General features: G+C 64.4%; 22 protein-coding genes and 1 tRNA gene. 17 read left to right on the plus strand and 6 right to left on the minus strand.

Features of this window, described 5'->3' with window-relative positions:
- Window positions 1-2: 2 nt before the first annotated feature.
- The 5 genes from Q1K70_RS04680 to Q1K70_RS04700 all read left to right on the plus strand — a co-directional run bounded on the left by Q1K70_RS04680 (window position 3) and on the right by Q1K70_RS04700 (window position 7,771).
- A complete protein-coding gene (locus tag Q1K70_RS04680) occupies window positions 3-2,894 on the plus strand; it encodes a glycosyltransferase (RefSeq protein WP_300156371.1) in 2,892 nt (963 codons plus the stop codon).
- Window positions 2,885-4,009 carry a glycosyltransferase family 1 protein gene (locus Q1K70_RS04685; RefSeq protein ID WP_300156373.1) on the plus strand — a complete coding sequence of 375 codons (1,125 nt, stop codon included), beginning with the start codon at window positions 2,885-2,887 and terminating at the stop codon, window positions 4,007-4,009. The genes Q1K70_RS04680 and Q1K70_RS04685 overlap by 10 nt, the downstream gene beginning before the upstream one ends.
- Window positions 4,006-5,271, plus strand: a complete 1,266-nt coding sequence (locus tag Q1K70_RS04690) for a glycosyltransferase family 4 protein (protein ID WP_300156375.1) — start codon at window positions 4,006-4,008, stop codon at window positions 5,269-5,271. The genes Q1K70_RS04685 and Q1K70_RS04690 overlap by 4 nt, the downstream gene beginning before the upstream one ends.
- A 96-nt stretch (window positions 5,272-5,367) precedes the next feature.
- Entirely contained in the window at window positions 5,368-6,501 is a 1,134-nt protein-coding gene (locus Q1K70_RS04695) for a hypothetical protein (protein WP_300156377.1), read from the plus strand.
- Between the two features lie 379 nt (window positions 6,502-6,880).
- The gene (locus Q1K70_RS04700; RefSeq protein WP_300156379.1) at window positions 6,881-7,771 is read left to right on the plus strand and encodes a GGDEF domain-containing protein; all 891 of its coding nucleotides are present in this window, start codon (window positions 6,881-6,883) and stop codon (window positions 7,769-7,771) included.
- Window position 7,772: 1 nt separating this feature from the next.
- Here Q1K70_RS04700 and Q1K70_RS04705 read toward each other — a convergent pair whose 3' ends face one another.
- Window positions 7,773-9,287 carry a hypothetical protein gene (locus Q1K70_RS04705; RefSeq protein ID WP_300156381.1) on the minus strand — a complete coding sequence of 505 codons (1,515 nt, stop codon included), beginning with the start codon at window positions 9,285-9,287 and terminating at the stop codon, window positions 7,773-7,775.
- A 2-nt stretch (window positions 9,288-9,289) separates the two neighbouring features.
- Window positions 9,290-9,715, minus strand: a complete 426-nt coding sequence (locus Q1K70_RS22130) for an integrase core domain-containing protein (protein ID WP_366521654.1) — start codon at window positions 9,713-9,715, stop codon at window positions 9,290-9,292.
- 1,085 nt (window positions 9,716-10,800) lie between these two features.
- Here Q1K70_RS22130 and Q1K70_RS04710 point away from each other — a divergent pair.
- From Q1K70_RS04710 to Q1K70_RS04720, 3 genes are all read left to right on the plus strand, one after another.
- Window positions 10,801-10,989: a hypothetical protein gene (locus Q1K70_RS04710; RefSeq protein ID WP_300156383.1), complete on the plus strand. Its 189-nt coding sequence runs from the start codon at window positions 10,801-10,803 to the stop codon at window positions 10,987-10,989.
- A 492-nt stretch (window positions 10,990-11,481) separates the two neighbouring features.
- Window positions 11,482-11,868: a hypothetical protein gene (locus Q1K70_RS04715; RefSeq protein WP_300156385.1), complete on the plus strand. Its 387-nt coding sequence runs from the start codon at window positions 11,482-11,484 to the stop codon at window positions 11,866-11,868.
- Between the two features lie 70 nt (window positions 11,869-11,938).
- Window positions 11,939-12,394, plus strand: a complete 456-nt coding sequence (locus Q1K70_RS04720) for a hemerythrin domain-containing protein (RefSeq protein WP_300156387.1) — start codon at window positions 11,939-11,941, stop codon at window positions 12,392-12,394.
- Between the two features lie 203 nt (window positions 12,395-12,597).
- Here Q1K70_RS04720 and Q1K70_RS04725 read toward each other — a convergent pair.
- Window positions 12,598-12,674 (minus strand) — tRNA-Arg (locus Q1K70_RS04725).
- Window positions 12,675-12,848: 174 nt separating this feature from the next.
- Window positions 12,849-13,457, minus strand: a complete 609-nt coding sequence (locus Q1K70_RS04730) for a peptidylprolyl isomerase (protein ID WP_300156389.1) — start codon at window positions 13,455-13,457, stop codon at window positions 12,849-12,851.
- Window positions 13,458-13,607: 150 nt separating this feature from the next.
- Between Q1K70_RS04730 and Q1K70_RS04735 the strand changes: the two genes are divergently transcribed.
- From Q1K70_RS04735 to Q1K70_RS04755, 5 genes are all read left to right on the plus strand, one after another.
- A complete protein-coding gene (locus Q1K70_RS04735; RefSeq protein WP_300156391.1) occupies window positions 13,608-13,895 on the plus strand; it encodes a 4Fe-4S binding protein in 288 nt (95 codons plus the stop codon).
- Window positions 13,892-15,034, plus strand: a complete 1,143-nt coding sequence (locus tag Q1K70_RS04740) for a 2-oxoacid:acceptor oxidoreductase subunit alpha (protein ID WP_300156393.1) — start codon at window positions 13,892-13,894, stop codon at window positions 15,032-15,034. Before Q1K70_RS04735 ends, Q1K70_RS04740 begins: the two co-directional genes overlap by 4 nt.
- Before the next feature lie 59 nt (window positions 15,035-15,093).
- Window positions 15,094-15,930, plus strand: a complete 837-nt coding sequence (locus tag Q1K70_RS04745) for a 2-oxoacid:ferredoxin oxidoreductase subunit beta (RefSeq protein ID WP_300156395.1) — start codon at window positions 15,094-15,096, stop codon at window positions 15,928-15,930.
- Window positions 15,927-16,568, plus strand: coding sequence for a 2-oxoacid:acceptor oxidoreductase family protein (locus Q1K70_RS04750; RefSeq protein WP_300156397.1), 642 nt, complete (start codon window positions 15,927-15,929; stop codon window positions 16,566-16,568). The genes Q1K70_RS04745 and Q1K70_RS04750 overlap by 4 nt, the downstream gene beginning before the upstream one ends.
- 99 nt (window positions 16,569-16,667) lie before the next feature.
- The gene (locus Q1K70_RS04755) at window positions 16,668-18,779 is read left to right on the plus strand and encodes an ATP-grasp domain-containing protein (protein ID WP_300156399.1); all 2,112 of its coding nucleotides are present in this window, start codon (window positions 16,668-16,670) and stop codon (window positions 18,777-18,779) included.
- A 104-nt stretch (window positions 18,780-18,883) separates the two neighbouring features.
- Here the strand turns inward: Q1K70_RS04755 and Q1K70_RS04760 are convergent, their stop codons facing one another.
- Window positions 18,884-19,222, minus strand: a complete 339-nt coding sequence (locus tag Q1K70_RS04760; RefSeq protein WP_300156401.1) for a hypothetical protein — start codon at window positions 19,220-19,222, stop codon at window positions 18,884-18,886.
- Between the two features lie 141 nt (window positions 19,223-19,363).
- On the opposite strand from Q1K70_RS04760, the gene Q1K70_RS04765 reads away from it, so the two are divergent.
- Genes Q1K70_RS04765 through Q1K70_RS04775 form a run of 3 tightly spaced genes read left to right on the plus strand, consistent with a single transcriptional unit; the run spans window position 19,364 to window position 22,824 of the window.
- Window positions 19,364-21,010, plus strand: a complete 1,647-nt coding sequence (locus Q1K70_RS04765; RefSeq protein WP_300156403.1) for a PAS domain-containing protein — start codon at window positions 19,364-19,366, stop codon at window positions 21,008-21,010.
- Window positions 21,011-21,042: 32 nt separating this feature from the next.
- Window positions 21,043-21,744 (plus strand): AraC family ligand binding domain-containing protein, encoded by a 702-nt coding sequence (locus Q1K70_RS04770; protein ID WP_300156405.1) that lies wholly within the window; start codon window positions 21,043-21,045, stop codon window positions 21,742-21,744.
- Between the two features lie 39 nt (window positions 21,745-21,783).
- Window positions 21,784-22,824 (plus strand): IS630 family transposase, encoded by a 1,041-nt coding sequence (locus tag Q1K70_RS04775; protein ID WP_300156407.1) that lies wholly within the window; start codon window positions 21,784-21,786, stop codon window positions 22,822-22,824.
- A gap of 7 nt (window positions 22,825-22,831) precedes the next feature.
- On the opposite strand, the gene Q1K70_RS04780 is transcribed toward Q1K70_RS04775, so the two are convergent.
- Window positions 22,832-23,497: a nitroreductase family protein gene (locus tag Q1K70_RS04780; RefSeq protein ID WP_300156409.1), complete on the minus strand. Its 666-nt coding sequence runs from the start codon at window positions 23,495-23,497 to the stop codon at window positions 22,832-22,834.
- Between the two features lie 244 nt (window positions 23,498-23,741).
- Here Q1K70_RS04780 and Q1K70_RS04785 point away from each other — a divergent pair, with 244 nt between their 5' ends.
- Window positions 23,742-24,083 (plus strand): helix-turn-helix domain-containing protein, encoded by a 342-nt coding sequence (locus Q1K70_RS04785; RefSeq protein WP_300156411.1) that lies wholly within the window; start codon window positions 23,742-23,744, stop codon window positions 24,081-24,083.
- Window positions 24,084-24,455 lie beyond the last annotated feature (372 nt).

Raw genomic sequence — 24,455 nt, forward strand, 5'->3', positions numbered from 1 at the left:
ACATGCCTGCGCCGCCTCCGCCCGATCCCCGCGAACTGGCGCGTTCCGCGTTGGATTGGCTGCGCCGTCTCCAGGTCCGGGAGGACGGCTATGACCAGGGCGGCATTGCCGATCCCCTGGACGGGCGGGTGGCCGGGGAGCACTACGCCACCACGCATTTCGCCTGGTGCTGCGCCCTCCAGCACCAGGCCCGGCCGGACGGGGAGTTGCTCGAGGCGGCCCTGAGCGCCATGGCCTTCCACCTGCGCACTTCCCCGGACGAGTACGCGCCGGGGACATGGTCCTACCACTGGGATTTCAACAACCTGGCCTCCGTGGAGACATACTTGCTGTTGCGCGGGGAGGCGCCGGGCGCCTTGGGCGAGGCGTGGCTTGCGAGCCTGCGCGGTTGGAAGACCAATGTCCACTGGGCGGTGAACTGGGTGGCCATGCGGGCCTTGGCCCATTTCAGGCGGTTCGGGTTGTTCGGCGACGACTCGGATCGCCTCGCGGCGGGCGAGTGGCTGGCCTATGTGCTGGCGTCGCAACTGCCTGACGGAGGCATCGAGGACGTTCGGGGCAAGAGCCTGCCCAGCCAGTACCATGCCTACGTCGCCTGTCTGCTGCACCGCCTGTTGCCGACCCATCCCGGCGTGTCGCGGGCCGTCGTCCTGTCGGCGCGCTGGCTTCTGGCCATCACCGGCCCGGACGGCGAGAGCAACGCCCTGGGACGCGGCCAGGGGCAGGTCTTCGGCTATGCCTGCGCGGTCTACCTGTTTCGGGCCGCGGTGGGGCTGGACCCGCAGCATGCCCCCCAGTACCGCTTCGCGGCCCGGAAGACCTTGGAACGGTTGCGTCGGTTCCAGACAGGGGAAGGATGGTGGCCGCTGGTGTGCAACCGGCTTCCCGTCAAACGTCGGGCAGGCTGGTACGACTATCACCATTTGAGCGTGTACAACGCCTTCGCCGCCGTCTGGCTGACCCTCGCCGGGGCCTTGCCGATGCTGCCGGGACCGGCGGAGCCCCCCCCGTCGGGCGTCGCCTGGCTCCGGGATTCGGGCCTGCTGGCGGTGCGGCGCAAGCGGTGGTTCGCCCTCTTCGGCGCGGGCCGCGACGGGGCCGGGTACGCCACCGAGGCGGGCATCACCCCGCACGATCTCCAATGGGAAGGCCGGACGCTTTTCCGCTATCCTCTGGGGCCGGGGCCGGGGAAGTACGGAATCCTGGCCCGGGACAGCGGACAGGAGGCCAACTGCTGGTCGCCGCTCTGGAGGGTGGGGGACGGGCCCTGGCGGGCGCCGACGGGCGCGCAAGGGACCTTGGAACCGGGACCGGGGCGCAACCGCTGGAGGTTGCGCCTGTCGCGGGATGGCGCGCTGTGGCAGCGGGAACTTGTGCTGGGGCGGCGTTTCCTTGAGGCCAGGGACAGCCTGGATTTGCCGGCAAACCCTGGCGATTTGCCGGACGTGACCATCCGGACCCACAATTTCGGCTGGGCGGCCGACAGCCCGTGGCGGCTGGGACCGACGTATGCGCGGGATACCCTCGACGGCACGGTTCTGCGGCTCTGGGGCGGCGAGCCCCTGGCCGAGGCCGGGACGCTGGAAACCGCCTGGGGCGAAACCCGCGTCCTGGCGGCCACGGGAAACGGCGCGTCCGTTCGCTGCGGCTGGCGTCTGCGCCAGGGACCGGCCCCCGTCGGGGGACGGCTGCCCGGCATCGTCTGTTTGAGTTGGGACCCGTGGTCCACGCTTTGGAAACGCAAGCAACGGCTGCTCTTCGAGCTGGCCCGCAGTGGCCGGTCGCCGCGTACCCTGTACGTGGAGCCGAGCATCCCCCTGACCGGGATTCTCGAAGACGCCTGGAGCCTTGTGCGGCCGCAAGGGGAGCGCTCCCGCCGCTGTCTGCGCGGGAGGCCCGTGGATATTGGCCATGGCTTGCATCTGGCCTCTCCCTTGTGGCCTTGGCCGGGGCGACGCACCTTTCCGGGGCTGGGCCGGGCCAACCACCGGTCCTGGCTGGCCCAGCTGCGCCGCTTCGTCGACCGGGTCGGGTTCCCCGACGGCTACGTGCTGTGGCTGTACCATCCGGCCCAGCGCGACGCCTTGGACGTCCTGGGCGACGACGCGGAACTGGTGGTCTTCGATTGGACCGACGATTGGGTCCAGGCCCTGCCTGAGGAGCAGGCCGCCAGGGACGGGCGGCTCCTTGAAGACCGGCAGCGGGAAATGCTGTGCCGGGCGGATGTGGTCTTCGCCGTGTCCAAAGCCCTCGTCAAACGGGCCGAGGCCTGGTGCCCGCAAGTCCATTACCTGCCGAACGCCACGGATCCGGAGGTGTTTCGGCCCTGGGACCCGGGCCTGTCCCCCCACCCCCTGCTGGGCCGCCGGCCGGCCCTGGTCTATCTTTCCCAGATCAACGAACGCCTGGATGTGGAACTGCTCCGGGCGATCGCCCTGGCCAGGCCCCAGTGGGCCGTGATCATGGCCGGTCCGTTGGTATGCGGCGAAGCCGTGGTCGCCCCGCTGCAAGGGCTTGCCAACGTGCTATGGACCGGCCCGTTGCCGTATCAGGAGGCGGCGGCATTGGCCGCCCAGGCCGATGTCTGTCTTTTGCCCCACCGCGAGGACGCCCTGACCGGCGTGCTCGATCCCATCAAGATCTACGACTACCTGGCCACGGGACGCCCCATCGTGTCCACGGCGGTGGCCATGCACCCGGATGTGGCGCCGTTGGTGCGGGTGGCCAGCGGCCCGCGGGCCTTCATCGAGGCCGTGGAATCGGCCCTGGCCGAACCGCCTTCGGCGGCCGAACGCCGGGCCCGGGCGGCCAAGGCCCATACCTGGGCCGCCCGGGCCCGGCAAGCCGCCGACGTGCTCGAGAGGTTTTTCCCCGAGGGGGCGCCATGCGCATAGCCGTGGATGCTTCCGTGCTGCATCTGCCCGAATTGCGGGGCATCGGTTCCTATCTTTGCGAGCTTTTGGCCGCCTGGCCCGAGCCGCGGGACGAGTTCGCGCTGCTCAGTCCCGGCCCCATCCCGGAGGGGCGTCTGCGCGGCCCGGCGCAAAAGCGCGTGCTCGTTTTGCCCGAACCGCGCGGCAACCGGTTCTACACCTGGCGGTGGTGGTCGCTCCCCCGGGCCGTGCGCCGGCTTGCGCCGGATCTGCTGTGGTGCCCGGCCAATCAGGCCGTGCCCGTCGCCGGATTCCCCCAGGCCGTGACCGTCCACGACACCTTGTTGCAGGAGCGGGTGCGCCACGTCGGGCCGATCGAGCGCTTCTACCACGGCTGGCTCAGCCCCTGGTGGACGCGCCGGTACGCCGCCCGGATCATCACCGTGAGCGAATTTTCCAAGGCACGCATCCGGAAGGTCTTCGCCTGCGCTTGCGAGCGCGTCCGGGTGATCGCCAACGGGGCCACTCTGCCGGCGCGACCGTTTGCCTCGAAGGAGCAGGCCAGGGCCTACCTGCGGGCCAAGGGACTGGTGGGACGGCCGTATGTCCTGGCGTTGGGGGCGCAAAGCCCCTGGAAAAACACCGCCGGGGCCCTGCGGGCCTTCGCCCTGGCCGGCCGGCAGCTTGCGGAAATGGATTTCGTGGTGGCCGGCGTGCAGCCGCGTGCCCGGGAGCGATTTGCGGCCCTGGGCCGGGAACTGGGGCTTTCCCCAAGGCTGCGCATGCCGGGCTTTGTCGCGTCGGCTGACCGGGATGCCTTGTACCAGGGGGCCGAAGTTTTCGTCTATCCTTCGCTTTGGGAAGGCTTCGGCCTGCCCCCCCTGGAGGCCATGGCCCTGAACACGCCGGTAGTGGCTTCCGACGCGGCATCCGTGCCCGAGGTGGTCGGCAAGGGGGCGCTTCTCGTCGATGCCGCCGATCCCGGGGCCCTGGCCCGGAGCATTGTGGACGTGTTGCATTCCCCGGAGCTGGGGCGATCGCTGGTCGCGGCCGGGCGGGAGAACGTCAAACGCTTTCGCTGGGACGACGCGGCCAGGGCCCATCGAGACCTCTTCATGGAGTGTGCGGCGCGATGAAACGTATCCTGGTGGTCGAGACCGGAGCGGGATTCGGCGGCGCCCTGACCAGTCTGGCGACATTGCTTGCCTGCCTGAACGCCTCCGTGTGGGAGGTGCATCTGCTTACGGCCTACCCGCAGGACTGTATCGAGCCCGCAGGCGCGGTGCGTCGGGTGGGGGTTTTGCCGCGGCAGCGGCGCTATGGCCCGAACTGCGGCCTGGAGTCGGCCTTGCGGCCGGTTTTGGGAAGACGGGCCGGCAATGCCGCCTTTTTGGTCGATCTGCTCACCACGGGTCGAAGATTCGCCCGGAACGTCGCGGCGTACGCCCGGAAGCACCGTATCGACATCATCCAGGGCAACAACGGCATTCTCATCAATGACGCCGTGATCCTCGGCGCGCGGCGGTCGGGCCGGCCGTGCGTCATCCACGCCAGGGGCGGCGAATATCCGAGCCGCCTGGCAAGCTGGCTGGCCGGAAGCGTCTCCCGCGTGCTGGCCGTGTCGGGCTATGTGGCGCAAACCATCCGGATGCTGGGCTTGGGGCCGCAGCGAATCGTCCTGACGCCGGAAGGCCTGGACGTCCCGGCCTTTGTCGCGGGCGTCGACGCCGCGGGCTTTCGACTGCGGCACGGCCTGCCGCGAGAACTTCCTTTGATCGGGCTGGTGGGTTGTCTGGTGGGTTGGAAGGGGCATGACGTCTTCCTCGAAGCCTGCGCGCAGGCCTTGCCCGGGATTTCGGCCGGGGCGCTGATCGTCGGAGGGGAGCCGGACGGCTCGGGCCGGGAGTTGGCGCGGCTGCGGCACAAGGCCCTGGAACTGGGCATCGGGGACCGGGTCTGGTTCACGGGGCACGAGAAGGACGTGGCCTCGGCCATGGCCGCGTGCCAGGTGGTGGTTCACGCCTCCACCAGCCCGGAGCCTTTCGGCCGGGTGATCCTGGAAGCCATGGCCCTTGGGCGTCCGGTTGTCGCCAGCCTGGCCGGCGGGCCTGCGGAGATCATCGAGTCAGGTTCGGACGGGTGGCTCGTGCCGCCGGGCGACGCCCGGGCCCTGGCCGGGGCCATCCGCAGCCTGCTCGCCGATGCCGGCATGCGCGAGCGCATCGGCCTGGCCGGTCTGGAAAAGGTCCGCAAGCGCTATGCGCTTCGCGCCCACGCCGCGAAGGTGGAATCGGTGTGGGAGGAATTGGCGCGACTGCCTGCGGATGCAGGGGAAACCGGAGCGGTTCGGGCGTCGGGCGCTGACGCGAAGCCGGCGGGGCGTCACGAAAAATCCTAACCGCGTTCATTTTGGCATGTTCCCGAGGGCCAGGGCAAAGATTTGGGCTGGGACAAAGACCCGGATCATGACTGGCCAGTGCAAGAGAGGTGCTTCATGTCTCTGCAACATATTCCTTTTTATGACGGGATCGCTTCCCGGTGCGCCTTTGTCGGGACGACCATGAGAAACGTCATGAAACGCAATGCCACGAAGAAGCCGGAGGCGTTCCTGCGCATCAGCCAGCTTCATGATCGCTACATGTATCTTCTGGCCGAATTCTTCGTGCAGGCAGGGTATTATGTGTATATTGCAGCGCCGATAAAAATTGAAGATTACTACAAGAGGGATGCCTATGCAGCCTATGTGGGCATGTCAAAAAATATGAAATATACTAAATATTTGGTTAAAACTGACCGGCCAAAGGCCCTGTTGTGCTCCGACTCCGCCGTGGACGGGCGGACTGCATCGATGTTCGAGATGAGCATTTTTCTCAACTATGACGTCGATATTCCTCCTGGAACGCGGGATGGGGCACTGGTTTTGCCCTATCCCATGCATCCCAATGTATATCGTACGGGTCAAGTGGCCATGATTCCGGAATTGCGGCGGCTTCCCAAATGCGTGGGCGTTTTTTTTGCCGGAAACATCAAGCCGGAGTATGCATCCGAATCCAAGTTGTTACGGCATTACGTCTCCCGTCCCGCCGCCGTGGAGAGCGTCTTGCGCCGGTTCGGCCGACGCGTGCGGTTGTTTTCCAGGCGCGAGGCGCTGCTGCGCGCCCTCGCCGAAGAGGACCTCGGGTCCTCCATTGTCGTGTTCGACGCCACCACCGAGCGACTCGGGCGGGAAGAGTGGTTCCCCGTGCTGGCGAGGAGCCGGTTTTTTTTGGCCCTGCCAGGGGTGGTCATGCCCATGTGCCACAATTGCGTCGAGGCCATGGCCTTGGGCGTGGTGCCGATCCTCGGTTATGGGCAGCTGTTTTCCCCGCCGCTCGAATCTGGGGCCGTTTGTCTCGAGTACGTTTCGGAAGCGGAACTCGCCGCGGCCATCGAAACGGCCTTGGCCATGGACGCGACGACGTACGCCCGAATGCGGCGGCGCAGCCTGGACCATTACGACCGCTACATGGTCCCAAGCGCCTTTCTCCGCGGGCTCTCGCATGCCCGAGGGCGAACCGTGGAACTCCGCTTCGCCGCCGAAGGGGTCAGCGAGAAGGTGGCCAGGACCACGGCGACAGCCTGGGCTTAAGCCGAAACCTATGACGGGTTCGCTGTCCGGCGGTGCTCGCGCCCGTCGGCGAGATGGCCGCTTCTCTCGGCTCCCGTGGCGGTCTCGGGCATGTTGTTGATCATCGAGCGCAGAAGGGCGCTCAGGGCATCCGCCGGCGAGTCCTCTTTCGGGCGCATTTCAGGCCGGATTCTCATGGGCAAGCGGCAGTATCAGGTCTCGTGCCAGGCCGAAGGTGTGAACAAATTCCTTTTAAAGGATAGAAAATTTTACACTTGAGCATGAAGTCGGTGCCTAACATGCTTAAAACAGGCGAGTATTTTAGGCATGTATCTTGCTAATAGGACCTGGGTGCTATAGGTGCTGGAGTGAGGATGCCATTTTTTACATTCGTACTGCTATGGAAAAAAACACATCAAAAATAATACACGCGGTTGAAGGTACTGCTCTGAAACAGCAAACCGTTAAAACCGAGGTGCTCCATGCTGTCGAGAAGCAATACGGTCATGAGGCATACTCAAGTATTATTTATGAATTGGTGCGCTTGAAGTTTCCTCCGAGTGTTGCGCAGCAGCATTTCATGGATATTATTGACCATATGCACAGCATGTCTCGTGCAATCGGGAAGGAGGTCGGCATTCACGTTGCGTGTTACGATTACTTCATTAATGTGAAGAGAATGATAAGGAATCCGGTGCTCATCAATGCGCAGCAACTCAGACGGAAAGAGGCGTTCGCTGAAAAGGACAACCTGACGGGGTTGCTGAACAAGCGTTACTTCTTTCGGGGAATTAACCTCGAAATTGAAAAATTCAAACGTTTTGGCAAGCCATTTTCTCTCTTGTTCATCGACATCGATCATTTCAAGAAGGTAAATGACACCCATGGGCATTTGGCAGGGGATAAGGTCCTTGAAACGGTGGCTGACGTCCTTCGCCATGTCGCACGCTCATACGACATGATCGCGCGGTACGGCGGAGATGAATTCGCTGTCCTCTTGTCCCATATGTCCAGGAAAGATGCGTTGACGGTGGCGGAACGATTGCGGACCGCCATTGAACGGCAAAATATATCATATGAATTTGGAGAGTTGGGACACGTCACTGTGAGTATCGGTATTGCAACCTTTCCAGTCGATGCACTCGACAGGACTGGAGTGGTGCGGCGTGCGGATCAGGCGCTGTATATAGCAAAACGCAGGCGCAATGCAGTTGTGGCCTATTGTGATTATAACCGAAGCGAGGCGTGCTTTTCAGTCGACCGCATGCTGGATCTCGACGACGAGACTTGAGTTATTCGGATTTGACGTCAAAAGCAAAAGCCCAGGCCCCCTTGACAGCCATGCGCATTCGTAGGGCGCCGCTGTCCTCGAAGTCCTTTTCCAGTTGACGCTCCTCGGGACGTTGGAGATGGACGAAAATCACCCAGCCATGGCCAGCCGCCTGGACGGTTCGCTCCGCCTCCTGGAGCGATGCCTGGTTTCCTCGGATGACGGTAAGGGGATGGAACTTCGCAATACGCGGATCCCGTTGGCTATAGTACTGCCAAATCGGCACGGCGGCCTGGAAGACGAAGACCGCATCGCCCGGCAGGCTGCGTTGCAGTATCTCTTCGCTGATTTTTTTGAATTCCTGATGTTCAAGGATGCCGGGATCGAGCACCATGGCCGCAACGGGACGAGCCAGAACGCCAAGCAAGGCCGCGACCGGCAGCCAGTACGCCACCGGCCAACGCAGGGCAAGCCGTGTCCCTAGGACGGTGGAACCTTCGGCGAGCAACAGGCAGCAGATGGGCAGCGTGAAAACCAGCAGGCGCTCATGGAGGGGAAACTTTCCTGCCAAAGAGAGGAGGACGGCCGCGGCAATCGGAAGGACAAGAACGAGGCCGTAGGCCGGGTCCCGCTTGAGAAGGGCAAAGCCTCCGATTGCCGCCAGCCCGAAGAGCGCTGCCCCTTGCCACGGAGAATGCAGTCCGAAGAAATGGCATAGGATCAGAGCGGCGCGTTCCCCATACCAGACAACCGCCTGCAGGGAATTCGGCAGGGGGGCCTCGAAGGTCTTCCAGTAGTCCATTCGCAGTTGTGTCTGGCTGGCTGGAAGCGCATAGCACACGAACATGGCGAGCAGGGACACAAACCCCACGGTCAGGAGAGCCCAACCTTTCCTTGGCTGCTTTGCGCCTGAAGTCATCTGCGCAAAAAGCAGCCCTCCGCCAACTCCGGCCAGCATGAATACCGTGGTCAAACCCAGCCATGGCGCGATGACAAAGACCAAACCCCAGCCGAACGGGTGTTTTATCGGACCACCCTGTGAAAAGCTTATTCCGGCCAGGATAAAAAGAACCGAAAGCAAGGCTTCCGTCGAATAAGGCTTGAATTCGGCGGCGTAGTAAATACTCCCGTAGGAAAACGCCAACAGGAAGGTTCCCACCAGCAGGGAGGATTGCGAATGCTTGCGTGAAAGCATCGGGAACAGGCAAAGTGTCAAGGCGCTGCTCATAAATGGTATACTTCGCAATACGATCTCGGAAGTGCCAAGAAAGTTCGTCAGGATCTTCACCAAAACAAGAAATAGCGGCGGCGGCGTCTGCTCATAGGGAAGCGGCAAGGAAAGAATATTGGAAAGTGAACGTTGTAAAACAGCCAAGGACAGGAATGCTTCATCCAGCCAGAGGGAACGATTCGAGAGCAGATGCCGCACTTGAAGGGCCAGGCCGAGTGCCACCAGGCATATGAGCAAAATACGATAATTTCTCGGCGAGAATGCGCTCTTGGCAAGGAAGAAACAACGCACTTGATCGAGGCCCATGGTTATTTCCTCCTTCTTGGTGATGTGGCCCGGATGTGGGACGGTTTGGCGATGCAGTAAAAGCTGGTTGTCTTGCCAGAGTTCGTGTTTGACGGATTAAGATGCCGGCCTCTGGTATCGATAGGTCCGCCGCCCATGTCCCAGCAGCCTTGATGTACCCGTTGCGTGTTGTACTCGACAAGGCATTTATCCAGCTCTTTGCGGAGCGTCTCGGCTGTTTCGTACATGGTCGGCCGAACCGCCTCCCGGAAAAGCTCATCAAACACCGTCTCGTTGAGGCGCTCCACGAGGCCGTTGGTTCGAGAGCAGCGCCCCCTGGTCCGCCGGTGTGAGGTGGTCCGGATGGGTTGGACAGGTTGGCGGCGAGGTTGAGCTATCGTCCGGTTGATGCTCCTGCCGCCTTGGAAGCCGAGTGACCATCCCGGCATATGTTGTTCCCCGGGCGGCGACCGTCAAAAGCCCAAGGCGGCCGCTGTTCGTTGTACAACGAACCGGTTGTCGCGCGCCTGCCGCGCCCGACCATCCCGCACCTTCGCCCCCGACGCGCCATTTTGCCAGGGCTCGCTCAAAAAATATTTCCCCACCGTGAGTTAGCCGATCTTGGCATGGATTTCTCGGATTTCGGCGGCGGCATCCTCCTGCATGGTTGCCGTCTTCCGGGAAAGGCCGCCACCATGCCTTCCTTGGCCGGGCGTTTACACCCCGCGATCCTTGTCGGATGCTCGTGCCCCCTGGCCAGCTCAGCCGGCGTCAATTCGCCGGTCAGCGCCTCAAGCGCCGCCTTGGCCTTGAAATCCGCAGAAAACTTCCCTCGCTGGGGCATTGAAAATCGTCCTCCGTCGTCGAGGACAAAAGCTTAACAAGCGGTCCACTTTAACACGACCACCTCAGCCTCCTGAGGCCTTTGTGCAGTGTGCTGCTCCAGCCTGTTTCAAGGACCTGCCCGCCTAGTGCAAGACTGCATAATAACAAAACTTAACGTAAAATAGCGGCTATAGAATTAATATAATTTATAAAAATTAGAGCGATTAGAAACGAATATTGAGTGGAAGAGGTTGACCATGGCAAAAAATAGGATATTCTAGAAAGGCTGCAAAGTAATTTCCCTACACCAGTTATAGGCTATATAATGAATATAATTATAGAGTTACAGTCGAATAACACGATGTCTAAGTTCACCTATCTAGGGCCGGATGGAACATGACCAGGCTGTTGGATGTGCGCAAGCTCTCATCGATTAAGAACAGTTCAACGATTTCAAAGGTTCACATGGATACTTCTTCAAAAGAGTCCTGCACAAATGACACGCAGGCCAGCGATTTGCTCGGCAGGGGTGTTCTCACCGGTGACAGCCCGGTTCGTTGGTAAATATTCCCAAAGATTTTAAATCATAGGGTTATCGGCAAGGACGAGCGACATCCTCAAGCAGCCCACGCGAAATGGCGCAGACGAGAAGGCGCTTGCCTTAAGCAACACGTACATTTTCCCGGCCCGGCCGGAGGGGAGCAGCGCAATGCCAACCGAATACGTGAAGAAATTGGCCGACGAACACGGCATTTCGGTCGAAGAAGCCGAACACAGATGGAACGAGGCCAAGAAGAAGGCCAAGGAGGAAGGAACATCCAAGGATTACTATGCTTATGTCACGGCTATCTTCAAGAACATGATGGGGGAGCCCAAAGGGCGCAGCCCCAAGAAGTAGTTACGAACACGAGGACATGTTGGGCCGGCCCGACGGACGACAGGGTCTCATTTTCTGTCAACCGTCCGGCCGATTTGAACTTCTCGTGAAGTTCATTTGCCCTAGACGTCAACGCGAGCAGACGAAGGAAAAATCTCATGAAAAAATCCAATCCATCCATCAAAGGTGCCGGATCTGTCCTCAGCACCGTGTCTGGGCCGGGCGACGCCAAGGCGCCGTCCAGCCTGGGCAGCGACGGACCGGATACATTGCTAAAGAAGGTTGTGGCCGGCCAGGAACTATCGGCCCGAATGCCTTACAATCCGACCAAGCGCGGTGAATACGGCCATGCGTCCCGGACGCCGCAGCCTGGCGCTGCCGTCGAGCCGGGAGAGGCTCTGGCCACAGCCTCCACAACCTCGGAAACGAATTCTTCCGTCAAGGTCGGCCAGGGGCGATCCTCCATTGGGAACAATCCCGCCGCGGGTCCTCTCGACCGCGTGCGGGTGGCTGGTGGGGAGCACCCTGGGCAAAGTCGCCACAAGCGACGGCCACGCCCTGGATGTCGAAATCTCTCTGGAAGCGGGACCCTCGGCCCTTTACGACGCTCTGGTCGTGCCGAACGGGGCCGACGCGGTGGATGCCTGGCTGCGTGACGCCAATGCCCTGGATTTCGTGCGGGAGCAATATCGTCACTGCAAGCCCATTCTGGTCGTGGGGGAAGACGGCAAGCGGTTCCTGGAAAAGGCCAAAGTCCCCACAACACTGCCGACTGGTGAAAGCGATCCCTCGATCGTAGGCCTGCGCGGTGAGGCCATCGAAAAGATCCTGCAAGCATTCAAGACGGCTTTGTCAACCCACCGTGCCTATGCCCGGGAGACGGACCCGCCCCAAGTTTGAGGAAGATTAACCCTGTAACGTCCCATCATGCCTTGCCTGTGAGGGACCTTCGAAGAACGAGGAAAATGCAATGAACAACGCACTGTTTAAAGCCATCAAGGATGATCACCAAGAGGCGAAGTCAATTCTTGAGCAACTCTCCATGACCAAGGAAAGTGACTTGGAAAAGCGTGAAGAATTGTTCAAAACTTTCAGAATCGCCTTCATTCCGCATCAAAAGGCTGAAGAAAAGACATTCTATAAGCCTTTGCTGCAAAAAAAGGCGTCACGAGATCCAGCTCTGGAAGGAATGGAGGAACATCATGTGGCTGACTTGGTCCTGAAGGAGTTGGAGCAACAGCCAAAGGACAAGGATCAATGGGGCGCCAAGATGAGTGTGTTCAAGGAACTCGTGGAACACCACGTCCAGGAGGAGGAGAGCGAGGTCTTCAAGAGTGCGACAAAAGCGTTGAGTCCGGATGAGTTTCCCCAGATTCTGAAACAATTTGAAGAAGAAAAACAAAAACTCAAGGCGAAAGGCGTCTGAAACTATACAGGCGCGCGATGCTACCCCGGAAAATGGGGCAGGCCGTTGTCAAAGGGCTCAGGACAAGCCGTTGCCTCGAGTGACAACGGGCTTGGTCCCAAACTTCGAGCCCCCATCGGTCGTCAGCAAAAGCGCCGCAGCAGGCGTCACGCCGGTAAACGCAAAAGGGGTTAGGTCTTGTCGACCTAACCCCTTGAAATTTTTGGTGCGCCCGGCAGGATTCGAACCTGCGACCTACGGATTCGTAGTCCGGCACTCTATCCAGCTGAGCTACGGGCGCACGCGAGAAAAGGAAAACTACGCGCCTCGCCCGGGACCGTCAACAGTTTTCTCGGGCCGGGCCGCTTTTTTTGGATTTTTCCTTCCGATCCCCAGGCCGACGGCCTACCGGGCCGCAAAAGAAAAGCCGCCCCGGGCGACCGGGACGGCTTTTGGCGTCGACGCGGGGCGGGCGCTACTCGCTGACCACTTCGGCCTTCTCGATGATCACCGGGACCATGGGCACGTTCTCGTGGAAGCCCTTGGTCATGGTCGGCACGGCCTTGATGGCGTCCACCACGTCCTGGCCGGAGACCACCTTGCCGAACACCGCGTAGCCCCAGCCCTGCGGGTTCTTGCCGGTGTGGTCCAGGAAACCGTTGTCCGCCACGTTGATGAAGAACTGGGCCGTGGCCGAATGCGGGTCGGCCGTGCGCGCCATGGCGATGGTGTAGGCCTTGTTCTTGAGCCCGTTGTCGGCCTCGTTTTGGATCGGGGCCTCGGTGGCGCGCTCCTTCATGGACTTGTCCATGCCGCCTCCCTGGACCATGAAGCCGTTGATCACCCGGTGGAACACCGTGCCGTCGTAGTGCCCGGCCTTGACGTACTTGAGGAAGTTCTCGACCGTGATCGGGGCCTTCTCCTTGTCCAGTTCGATAACGATGTCGCCTTTGCTGGTCGTCAGCTTGACCATGGGTTTTCCTCCCTCGGCCCGGACGGCGGACACGCCGCCCAGGGTTGCGGCCAGAACGCAGCAAAGCGCGACCAGCGCCCGCAGCCAGGAAATCCGGCCTATTGCCACCATAACGTCAACCTCCGGGAAAAAGTTGTTTCGCCCTAAGGGAAATTCGCGTTTTCGTCGAGAGCCAAAATGAACCGTTCCCGCGCATTGCCAATTTTCGACGAACACGTCACAGTCCGTGCAATCAAACCTTTTTCATACCGGGATGGTGGCATGAGCGCGTCGAGCAAGGGACAAAACCGTGTCGTCGTCTACCCCGACTGGTGCAAAGGCTGCGGCATCTGCGTCGCGTTTTGCCCGAAACACGTACTCGCGCCCGGCCCGGATGGCAAGGCCGTGGTCGTCGACGAGGACGCCTGCGTCAACTGCGGCTTCTGCGAGCCCCACTGCCCGGACTTCGCCATCGTGGTCGCGCCCCGAAACGGCAACGGCGTCAACGGCCGGCCCAACGGCAAGTCCCCGGCCACGGACGCCACCCACGGCAAGGAGGACTGCCCGTGAGCCAGGTCCGCAAGAAACGCCGCGAGGCTTTCCTGCTCGGCAACGAGGCCGTGGTCGAGGGGGCGCTGGCCGCCGGCTGCACCTTCTACGCCGGCTACCCCATCACGCCCTCCACGGAAATCATGGAGACCATGGCCCGGCGGCTGCCCCAGCTCCCGGACGGCGTCTTCCTCCAGATGGAGGACGAGATCGCCTCCATGGGCGCGGTCATCGGCGCGTCCCTGGCCGGGCGCAAGGCCATGACCGCCACCTCCGGCCCGGGCTTTTCCCTCATGCAGGAGCAGATCGGCTACGCCGCCATGACCGAGACGCCGCTGGTGCTCGTCGACGTCATGCGCGGCGGGGCGAGCACCGGGCTTCCCACCAGCCCGGGCCAGGGCGACGTGCAGCAGGCCCGCTGGGGAAGCCACGGCGACCACCCGATCCTCGTGCTCTCGGCGGCCGACGTGCCCGAGTGCCTGGAGATGACCGTCACGGCGTTCAATTTCGCCGAAAAGTACCGCACCCCGGTCGTCCTGCTCCTCGACGAGATCACGGCCCATACGAGGGAGAAGGTGAGCCTGCCCGAACCCGGCGATTTCGAGGTCTTCTCGCGCCCGGTGCCGACCATGCCGCCGGAGTGGTACAAGCCCTACGAGGAGACGCTCCGTGGCGTGCCGCCCATGCCGCCACTCGGCACGGGCTACCGTTTCCACGTCACCGGGCTCAGCCACGACCTGCTCGGCTTTCCCACCTCCCGCCCCGAGGAGGTCGCCGCCCTGGTCGAGCGGCAGTTCCGCAAGATCGACCGCTTCTTCCACGACGTCCAGCTCGTGGAGCACGTCATGACCGAGGACGCCGAGGCGCTGGTCATCGCCTACGGCTGCGTGGCCCGCTCGGCCAGGCTGGCCGTGCGCCAGGCCCGCGAGGCCGGGGTGCGGGCGGGACTGCTCGTGCTCAAGACGCTGTTCCCCTTCCCGCGAAGCCACGTGGAGAAGCTCTTGCGTTCCTGCCGGCTGGCCGTGGTGCCCGAGCTCAACGTCGGGCAGATCTCCCGGGAGGTCAAACGCGTCAACGAGGGCTACGCCGCCGTGCGCACCATCAACCGCGTCGACGGCCAGATCATCGCCCCGGCCCAGATACTTAAGGAAATCGCCTAGGACGGCCTCACGCCGGGGAGGGGCCTCTTTTCCCCGGACAGGCAAGGAGACCGCGCGACATGGCCGAAGTGACCCAGCTCATCCACCAGTACCTGCGCCACAACAAGAAGTTTCCCCTGGTCTTCTGCCCGGGCTGCGGCCACGGCATCGTGCTCGGCTCGCTCGTGCGAAGCGTCCACGCCCTGGGACTTTCCAAGGACGAGGTGGTCGTGGTGGCCGGCATCGGCTGCTCGGGGCGCATCGCCGCCTACGTGGACTTCAACACCGTCCACGCCACCCACGGCCGGGCGTTGACCATCGCTACGGGCATCAAGATGGCCAACCCCGGGCTCACCGTCATCGCGGTCATGGGCGACGGCGACGCCTTCTCCATCGGCGGCAACCACCTGATCCACGCCGCCCGGCGCAACATCGGCGTCACGGCCTTGGTGCTCAACAATTTCATCTACGGCATGACCGGCGGCCAGTGCTCCTCCACCACGCCCGAAGGGGCCTATTCCCACACCAGCCCCATGGGCCAGTTGGAGGCCGCCTTCGACATCGTGGAGCTGACCAGGGCGGCCGGGGCCTCGGGCGTGGCCCGGGGCACGGTCTTCCACGTCAAGGCCCTGGACGGGCTCATCGCCGCCGCGCTCTCCCAGCCCGGCTTCAACCTGGTCGAGGCGCTGACCCCGTGCTTCACCCAGTACGGCCGGGGCAACGGCTTCAAGAGCGCCGTGGACATGTTCAAGTGGCTCAAGGACAAGGCCGTGCCGCTGGAGGCCTACGAGAAGCTCGAGGACAAGGCCGGCCGCATTCCCATCGGCGTCTTCGTCAAGCGCGACGCGCCCGGGCTCGAGACCCGCTACGCGGCCATGCGCCAGAGGCTTCTGGAGAAAAGGGGAGGGGCGGCATGAACGGCCACGACATGGTCCTGTCGCGCTACGAGATCCGGCTTTCGGGCCTGGGCGGCCAGGGCATCCTGACCATGGGCCGGCTCCTGGGCCAGGCCCTGGCGCTTCACCACGACTACTACGTCACCCAGACCCAGAGCTACGGCCCCGAGGCCCGGGGCGGGGCCAGCCGGGCCGACCTCGTGGTCAGCTCCGAGCCCATCAGCTACCCCAAAACCGAATATCTCGACCTGCTGGTCGCCCTGTCCCAGGAGGCGGTGGGCAGCTACGCCCATTACCTCAAGCCCCGGGGGACCCTGGTCGTGGACACCGGCCTCGTGCGCCAGACCCCGTCCAACGTCTTTCTGGGCCTGCCCTTCACCGCCCTGGCCACGGACGGGCTCGGCGTGCCCCAGGCCACCAACGTGGTGGCCCTCGGCGCGGTCGCCTGGCTGCTCCCCTTCGCCCGGCCCGAGGCCGTGCGCAAGAGCCTCAAGGCGGCGCTGCCGGACAAGATCCGGGCCGTGAACATCAAGGCCTTCAACCTGGGCTACTCCGAGGCCAAAAAACGCCTGGGCGAGCCCGTGGCCGTTCCCGACCCGACCGCAGGCGGTGGCGACGACGAGCGCATGGAGCTCTGCAACATCATGGCCGACGACTGACGTTCGCCTCCTGGCTGGATTTTTCCCGGGAATGTGCCATAGGGAAGGGAGCAGCCGGGCGCGTGCCCGTCGCCCGCCATGGGCCAGGGAGAACCCTCCATGCATCTGACCGAACACGCCGGCAAGGCGCTCCTCGCCCGGGCCGGCATCGAAGTCCCGCCCGGCGTCGTCGTGAACCCGGGCGACGCGGACATGGCCCCGCCGCCCTTTCCCGGACCCTATTACCTCAAGGTTCAGACCCTGTCCGGCGGCCGCGGCAAGGCCGGCGGGGTGGTCCGGGTGGAGGAGGCCGCCGGGATCGCCGAAGCCGCGTCCCGGCTTTTCTCCCTGCCCCTTGGGGGCGCGACCCCGCCTTTCCTGCGCCTGGAGCCGGCCGTGCCCCACGACCGGGCCCTGTACCTGTCCCTTGGCGTCTCGCGCCGGCGCGGCGGGCTGTGCCTGACCGTGGCCGGGGAGGGCGGCGGCGACGTCGAGGCCCTGGCCGGCGACGCGCGCCTGCTGGCGCTGGACGTGCCGCCGCCCTTTGGCCTGACGCCCCGCCTGGCGCGGCGGGCCTTTTTTCACCTGGGCCTGCCGCAGGGGCTGTGGACGCCGTTTCTTGCGCTGCTGGAAAAGCTCTTCGCGGCCGTGGAGGCGGACGGGTTGCTCCTGGCCGAGATCAACCCCCTGGCCGTGACGCCGGACGGGCGGTTCGTGGCCCTGGACGCCAAGGTGACGGCGGACGACAGCGTGGTGGCCCTGCGGCCAGAGCTGCGCCGCTACGCCGACGACCGGCTGCTGACCGGGGCCGAGCGCCGGGCGGCGGCCTACGGGCTTGCCTTCGTCAGCCTGCCCGGCCGGGTGGGCCTGCTCGCCAACGGCGCGGGCCTGGCCATGGCCACCATGGACGCCCTGGCGGGGGCCGGGCTCGACGCCGCCAACTTCCTGGATTTCGGCGGCACGGCCGACGCCGTGCGGCTGCGGGCGGCATTCGACCTGCTTTTCGCCGACGAGCGCGTGGCGGCCTGCCTGGTCAATATGTTCGGCGGCATCCTGTCCTGCGCCGACGTGGCCCGGGCCTTCGCCGAAGCCCTGGGCGACGCGCCGCCGCCGAGGCCGGTGGTGGTGCGCTTCGCCGGCAACGGCGCGGGGCAGGGGGCGGAGCTGCTGCGCCGGCTGGGGCTGCCGGCCCTTGCCGTGGCCGAGGACATGGACCAGGCCGTGGCCATGCTTTCGGAAGTGGTCGCGCCGGGGCCGGGGCGGGATTTCTCCGCGCCGCCGCCCGAGGCCTGCCGCTCGCTGCCGGGCGCGGCCGGCGACGCGGGCGCCTGCGCGTCAGGATTGCGGCCTTTGCCGTCGCTGTTCGATCTCGACGGGAAAAGCGGCGTGCTCGTCCAGGGCATCACCGGCCGGGCCGGCAGCCGCCACGCCCTGCGCATGCGGGCCTACGGGGCGAACGTCGTGGCCGGGGTCACGCCCTTTCGCGGCGGTCGGGACGTGGAGGGCATACCGGTCTACGACAGCGTGGCCGCGGCCGTGGCCCGTCACGCCGTGGACGTGTCGGTGATCTTCGTGCCGGCCGCCGGCGCGGCCGACGCCATCCTGGAGGCGGCCGAGGCCGGCGTTTCGCGCATCGCGTGCATCACCGACGGCGTGCCGCAAAAGGACATGCTGGCCGTGCGCGCGGCCCTTGCCGGCAAGGACGTGCTGCTCCTTGGCCCCAACACGCCCGGGCTTCTCGTACCCGGAGCCATGCAGGCCGGCATCATGCCGCCCGACCCCTTCCTGCCCGGGCCGGTGGCGGTTTTTTCCCGCAGCGGCACCCTGACCTACGAGGTCTGCTCGCGCCTGTCCGCCGCGGGCATCGGCCAGGCCGCGGCCGCGGGCATCGGCGGCGATCCCTTCGGCGGGGCGGATTTCACGGCGCTGTGCCATATGGTGCGCGACGACGACCGGGTGCGGGCGGTCATGCTCATCGGCGAGGTAGGCGGCCGGGCCGAGGAGGACGCGGCCGCCTACGTGCTGGAAACGGCCTATCCCAAGCCCGTGGCCGCCTTCGTGGCCGGGCTGTCCGCGCCGCCGGGCCGGGCGCTCGGCCATGCCGGGGCGCTGCTCGAGCGCCCTGGCGGCGTGGCCGGCAAGCTGGCCTGCCTGTCGCGGGCGGGCATCGCCGTGTGCGCCGAGCTCGGCGAAGTGGCCGGGGTGATGGCCGGGCTTCTGTGCGGGGCCTGACGGGGAGTGCTCGAAAACGATTCTTCAGGCGCGCGGCCCGCGCCACGGGCCGCGTGTCACGCGCGGGCGCGCCTTGGCGCGGGAGGGGCCTTGCGTCGGGCGGGCTAGTTGCCCTTGGCCGGGACGGACTCGGCCTTGGCGTCCTTCTTTTCCCGCTTGGGCCGCACATAGCCCTTGTACTTGTCTTCGATCTTGGACTTTTCCTTGGCGAAAACCGCCGCGTCCTTGGCGTGCTCGCTCTCGGACCAGGCCCGGTAGCGCGCCTCGGCCGCGTCCGAACGGGCCGTGGCGGGCGAGGCCTTGGCCGGCTTGGCGGGCGCGGCCGGCTGGGCGGCGGCTTCGGGCGCGGCCGGCGCGGCCGGGGCCGGTTCGGCGGCTTGAACGGAAAAAGCCGGGGTCAGCAGACACCCGGCGACGACAAACGAGGCGGCGACCTTGCGCATGGATTCTCCCTGACGGTCTCTGGGGCCGTGAATCGGTCGGCCAGGAACTAACCACATTTCCCCGGAGCCGGCAATGGGGACGGCGGCCGCGAGGCGGCTTCCCTTCTGGCCAAGCGCCGGGATTTGACGTAGAAATCGACGATGCCGGACGACCTGACGCCCAAAGACAGCCCCGCTTTTCTCGCCTCCCTCATGGACGCGTCCCCGGACCTCTTCTTCTTCAAGGACGCCGCCTGCGTCTACCGCTACGCCAACAAGGCCTTCTGCGACCTGTTCGGGCTCACCCGCGAGGAAGTCCTCGGGCATACGGATTTCGACATCTTCCCGGCCGCCAACGCCAGGCGGCACCGCCGGGCCGACCAGTCCGTCCTGTCCGCGGGCCGGTTCGCCTCCTTCGACTACGAGGTCGTGGTCTCCGGCCGGGCCGTCTGGCTGCAGGTGCTCAAGACCCCGCTTCGCGACGCCTCGGGGAGCATCACGGGCATCATCTGCGCCGCCCGCAACGTCACCACCCGCAAGCGCCACGAGGACGAGGCCCGCCTGGTCCGGCGCGAGCTGGAAAAGGACGTGGCCGACCAGTCCGAGGACCTGCGCCGCATCAACCAGGAGCTGCGCCGCCAGATCGTCCAGCGCCACAAGGCCGAAAAGGCCCTGGAAGAGTCCCTGCGCACCGTCAACCTCATCGTGGAGAACAGCCCCATCGGCGTCTCCTTCGTCACCGAGCGCGTGGTGCGCCGGGCCAACCCGCGCTTCCATGAACTCTTCGCCAGCCCGCCGGGCGGCATCGTCGGGCAGTCCACGGCCGTGTTCTATCCCGACCGGGCCTCCTTCGAGGCCTTCGGCGAGGCGTTCTACCCCATGCTCGCCCGGGGGGAGCGGGTGGACACGGTGCGGCTCATGCGCCGCTTCGACGGCACGGACTTCTGGTGCCGCATCATCGGCCAGGTGCTTTTTCCCGAGCGGCCCCAGGCCGGCTCCATCTGGCTCATGGAGGACGTGACCGAACGCCGCCTGGCCGAAGAGGCCGCCCTGGCCGCCGAGCGGCTCAAGCGGGAATTCGTGGACAACATGTCCCACGAGGTTCGCACGCCGCTCAACGGCATCATGGGCATGCTGCAGGTGCTGGAAGGCACGCAGCTGTCCCAGGAGCAACGGGAGAACCTTTCCGTCCTGCGCCAATGCGCCGTGAGCCTGGCCGACCTGCTGGAAGGCATCCTCGATTTCTCGCGCCTCGACGCCGGCGGGGAGTCCGCCCGGCGCGACATCTTCTCCGTCCGGGACGTGGTCCGGGGGACGCTCAATTCCTTTCAGACGGCGGCCCGGCAGAAGGGGCTCGACCTTGTCTGCCGCATCCGCATCGACGTGCCCGAGGCGGTGGTCGGCGACGGGGCCGGGCTGCGCCGGGTGCTGGCGGCCCTGGTGGGCAACGCCGTGAAGTTCACGCCCTCGGGCGAGGTGGCGGTGGAGGCGGTCCAGGGCTGGAGCTGCCGCGAGGCCGGGGCCGCGCCGACGGTGGACGACACGGTCTACCTGGCCTTTTCCGTGCGCGATACCGGCATCGGCCTTCCCTCCGAGGCGCTCGACGCCATCTTCGAGCCCTTCCGGCAGGCCGATGGCAGCATGACGCGACGCTACGGCGGCGCGGGCCTGGGCCTGGCCATCGCCCGCAAGGCGGCCGAGGCCATGGGCGGTTTTCTGGACGTGCAAAGCATCCCGGGCCAGGGCAGCGTCTTCTGCTTTTGCGTGCCCTTCGCCCTGCCGGACAAGGCGACCGAGCCGCCGGCTTGACCCGGCGGGCCTTCCTGGAACAAGCTCAGCCCATGTCCGGCCGTTCCCCCCGCTTCGCCCCCGAGCTCCTGCGCCGGCGCGTCGACCCGGAGCTTCCCGGCCTCGAGGCCAGGCTCGCCGCCTACCGTCGCCAGGCCTTCGCCAGCCACATCCACGACGCCTGGTGCGTGGGGCTCGTGCTCTCCGGGGCCACGCGCATGCGCCAGGGCGCGGCGGCCCGCCGCGTCGGGGCGGGCGAGGCGGCCCTGATCGAGCCGGGCGTGCCCCATTCCTGCAATCCCGAGCCCGACGGCCGGTTGAGCTATGTCATGTTCTTCCTGGACCGTCAGGCATTGGCGTCCACCGCCGGGGAGGAGGGCGACCCGGTCTTTCGCGCTCCGGTGGTGCGCGACTCCCTGCTCTCCCGCCGGCTGGTGACGCTTTACCGCGCCCTGGGCGCGCCGGGCGGCCGGCTGTCCAAGGAGACGCTCCTGTGCCGGGCCCTGGGGCCGCTGCTCGGCGGCCGGGCCGCGCCCGAGCCCCGGAGCGACGCCGGGGCGGCGGCCCTGGTCCGGGACTACCTGCGGCAGCATCCCCGCGAGAACACGTCGCTGGCCGCCCTGGCCGCTCTGGCCGGGCGCAGCCCGGCCTACCTGCTGCGCCTTTTCAAGCGCCGCTACGGCCTGCCGCCCCACGCCTACCAGAACCACCTGCGCGTGGAGCGGGCCAAGGCCCTGCTAGTGTTGCGTCCTTGAAATAAATCTATATACTGGCCTCCAGTTTAGGAGGTCAGGATGGGCGCTCGGGTAAAGGTTGAGTTGACGGAGGAGCAGGCGGCAACGCTGCGGATGCGGGCTGGGTCCGGCAAGACCGAACAGCGTATGGCCCTGCGGGCCAAGGTGATCCTTCTGGCGGCCGAAGGGTTGGGCCTCAAGCAGATTGAGAAAGAGACTGCCTTGAACTGGCAAAGCTGCCTGAAATGGCGCAAGCGCTTCCTGGCGTACGGCCTCGAAGGCTTGAAAGATCAGGCGGGGCGCGGTCGGCCACAGTCGATCACCCCGGAAGAACGGGTGGGCGTCGTGGCTCTGGCCTGCACTACACCCGTCGACGGCAGCAGCCACTGGAGCGTGCGTAAGCTGGCAGAGGTCACCGGCCACAGCAAGTCCGCAGTTCAGAAAATCCTGGCCGAGGGGGCCATCAAGCCCCACAAAACCAAGTATTGGTGCGGCAAGAGCCCCGACCCCGAATTCGAGCAAAAGCAGGCGGCCATCATCGGCCTGTACCTGAACCCGCCGGAAAACGCCCTCGTTCTCTCGGTGGACGAGAAGTCGCAAATCCAGGCTCTTGATCGGACTCAGCCGCTGCTGCCCATGCGATCAGGTGAGCCTAAGCGGCTGACCGCCACCTACAAGCGCCACGGCACGACCTGTCTCCTGGCCGCCTTGGCGGTTCACGCCGGGACCGTCGAGGGACGCTGCGTCGAGAGCACGAATCATGAGGAATTTCTGAAGTTTTTGAAACTGCTCTACCGCAAGTACCCCGGAAAACACCTGCACGTGATCGTGGATAATCTGGCTGTTCACAAACACCAGAAGATCAAGGACTGGGTGGCAGGGAAGCGGCGGATGACCATGCACTACACGCCGACCTACTCCTCCTGGCTAAACCAAGTGGAGATCTGGTTCAATATCTTCGCCCGCGACGTGCTCCGGGACGGTATCTGGCGCTCAAAGCAACAACTCGTCGGCCAGATCATGGAGTACATCAAGAACTATAACGAGCTCTGGGCAAAGCCCTTCAAGTGGACCTACACCGGCAAACCGCTGGTCGCTTAAATATGTATTAATTTTGAGGACGCGACACTAGAATACCTACCCAGCAGGCCCCTAGCCCGGTCGAGGCCGCAGCTAGTTCCATATAGGTCAGGGCAATGCCGCAGTCCACAGCCCCCCAGACATAATCCGCCGGGCTATACGCCGCGACGAATGCGGGCGCTCCGTGCAGGATCGAGTCTTGTCCCTGGTCCCACATTTCCACCATCTTTTTCATGTATACGCTGAGATGTACGCTCCGGCGCATCCATTCGCTGATCAGTTCGGCCACAGACCGGGTCTTGGCCGGATCGAGGCAGGCGATCCAGGACACCTTTTGCGTGTTCGACGTCGTGGGGGCGAACCGGGATGTGTCCAGGAGCCAGGCCAGGGTCTCGGGCGCAACAAGTTTGTCTTTGTATGCCCGTATAGAACGTCTGGACAGCATGAGGTCCCGCACGGCCTGCGCGTTGGCCATTTTGGTCGACACAGGCAGGCCCGCTCTGGCATCCAACAGGGAATTGGTCAACGCCCCGTGAGGACACACGGACACGCAGTGGCCGCAAGACATGCAGAGCGCGTCCGGGGTCTCCCTGGGCAGGCCATCCGCGCCCATTTCGATGCAGCCCAGAGGGCAGACTTTGGCGCACATGCCGTCGCGAGTGCAGGCGGCGGCATCAACAGTGAGCAGATCCATGGTGAACTCCTTCTTACCTATCGCATTTTCGCGCCCGGCATGATCCCGCCGGGGCATGAGGCCCAAGGACGCGTTTACCAAGTAGGCCACTTGTAGTAGGCTGGTCTTAATTTGCAAGTAGGTACAATGAGGTATGGTGGTTTCTATCCGGTAACCCATCTGAGCCGAGGTGAATCCGAGTATGTCACAAAACAGTCAACCGTGTGTGGCCAAAGATCACAACGGAAAGCAGTATTATTGCTCCATGGAATTAGCGATTATAATGATAGGCGGCAAATGGAAACCACTTATTCTATGGGCACTTGGCGCAAATGGAATGATGCGGTTTGGAGAGTTGCGTAGACTCCTGTCCGGCGCGTCGCAAAAAATGCTCACCCAGCAGTTGAGAGAGCTGGAAACCGACGGTCTGATCGTGCGGGAGGCGCACCCGCAGGTGCCACCGCGGGTAGAATATTCGCTCACCACCCGCGCCTTGCGCTTGGTGCCGATTCTCAATCAACTGGATGTGTGGGCGCAGGCGGTCGAACAGGAAAAGTCGGAAGCGCACGCTTCTTCCATAGAAGACGCTTCACCCAGCAATCCGTAGAGCCCGGGTTGGGGAACGAGGTTGGGGAAGCGCCATCGCCGCCATGGCCTCACCCGCGGCTGCGGGTTTCCCACTCGTCGCGGGTGCGGTTGACGAGCTTTTGCGTGACCAGATGGGCACAGACAGCTTCGCCGAAAAAGGCCTCGACCTAATCCATGGTCCCGGACTCCAGCAGGGCGACGAGAGACACAAGGGCTGGGAGCTCACCCTACAGGCGGGGGAAAATATGGGCCTAGTGTCGCGTCCTCAAAATTAATACATATTTAAGCGACCAGCGGTTTGCCGGTGTAGGTCCACTTGAAGGGCTTTGCCCAGAGCTCGTTATAGTTCTTGATGTACTCCATGATCTGGCCGACGAGTTGTTGCTTTGAG

This window comes from Solidesulfovibrio sp., assembly GCF_029978005.1.
GTDB lineage: Bacteria > Desulfobacterota > Desulfovibrionia > Desulfovibrionales > Desulfovibrionaceae > Solidesulfovibrio.

Excerpts from the sequence above, each read along its gene's own strand:
- Q1K70_RS04680 (WP_300156371.1), top strand. The coding sequence starts at position 3 with ATGCCTGCGCCGCCTCCGCCCGATCCCCGCGAACTGGCGCGTTCCGCG.
- Q1K70_RS04685 (WP_300156373.1), top strand. The coding sequence starts at position 2,885 with ATGCGCATAGCCGTGGATGCTTCCGTGCTGCATCTGCCCGAATTGCGG.
- Q1K70_RS04690 (WP_300156375.1), top strand. The coding sequence starts at position 4,006 with ATGAAACGTATCCTGGTGGTCGAGACCGGAGCGGGATTCGGCGGCGCC.
- Q1K70_RS04695 (WP_300156377.1), top strand. The coding sequence starts at position 5,368 with ATGTCTCTGCAACATATTCCTTTTTATGACGGGATCGCTTCCCGGTGC.
- Q1K70_RS04700 (WP_300156379.1), top strand. The coding sequence starts at position 6,881 with ATGGAAAAAAACACATCAAAAATAATACACGCGGTTGAAGGTACTGCT.
- Q1K70_RS04705 (WP_300156381.1), bottom strand. The coding sequence starts at position 9,287 with ATGGGCCTCGATCAAGTGCGTTGTTTCTTCCTTGCCAAGAGCGCATTC.
- Q1K70_RS22130 (WP_366521654.1), bottom strand. The coding sequence starts at position 9,715 with ATGCCGGGATGGTCACTCGGCTTCCAAGGCGGCAGGAGCATCAACCGG.
- Q1K70_RS04710 (WP_300156383.1), top strand. The coding sequence starts at position 10,801 with ATGCCAACCGAATACGTGAAGAAATTGGCCGACGAACACGGCATTTCG.
- Q1K70_RS04720 (WP_300156387.1), top strand. The coding sequence starts at position 11,939 with ATGAACAACGCACTGTTTAAAGCCATCAAGGATGATCACCAAGAGGCG.
- Q1K70_RS04730 (WP_300156389.1), bottom strand. The coding sequence starts at position 13,457 with ATGGTGGCAATAGGCCGGATTTCCTGGCTGCGGGCGCTGGTCGCGCTT.
- Q1K70_RS04735 (WP_300156391.1), top strand. The coding sequence starts at position 13,608 with ATGAGCGCGTCGAGCAAGGGACAAAACCGTGTCGTCGTCTACCCCGAC.
- Q1K70_RS04745 (WP_300156395.1), top strand. The coding sequence starts at position 15,094 with ATGGCCGAAGTGACCCAGCTCATCCACCAGTACCTGCGCCACAACAAG.
- Q1K70_RS04750 (WP_300156397.1), top strand. The coding sequence starts at position 15,927 with ATGAACGGCCACGACATGGTCCTGTCGCGCTACGAGATCCGGCTTTCG.
- Q1K70_RS04755 (WP_300156399.1), top strand. The coding sequence starts at position 16,668 with ATGCATCTGACCGAACACGCCGGCAAGGCGCTCCTCGCCCGGGCCGGC.
- Q1K70_RS04760 (WP_300156401.1), bottom strand. The coding sequence starts at position 19,222 with ATGCGCAAGGTCGCCGCCTCGTTTGTCGTCGCCGGGTGTCTGCTGACC.
- Q1K70_RS04765 (WP_300156403.1), top strand. The coding sequence starts at position 19,364 with ATGCCGGACGACCTGACGCCCAAAGACAGCCCCGCTTTTCTCGCCTCC.
- Q1K70_RS04770 (WP_300156405.1), top strand. The coding sequence starts at position 21,043 with ATGTCCGGCCGTTCCCCCCGCTTCGCCCCCGAGCTCCTGCGCCGGCGC.
- Q1K70_RS04775 (WP_300156407.1), top strand. The coding sequence starts at position 21,784 with ATGGGCGCTCGGGTAAAGGTTGAGTTGACGGAGGAGCAGGCGGCAACG.
- Q1K70_RS04780 (WP_300156409.1), bottom strand. The coding sequence starts at position 23,497 with ATGGATCTGCTCACTGTTGATGCCGCCGCCTGCACTCGCGACGGCATG.
- Q1K70_RS04785 (WP_300156411.1), top strand. The coding sequence starts at position 23,742 with ATGGAATTAGCGATTATAATGATAGGCGGCAAATGGAAACCACTTATT.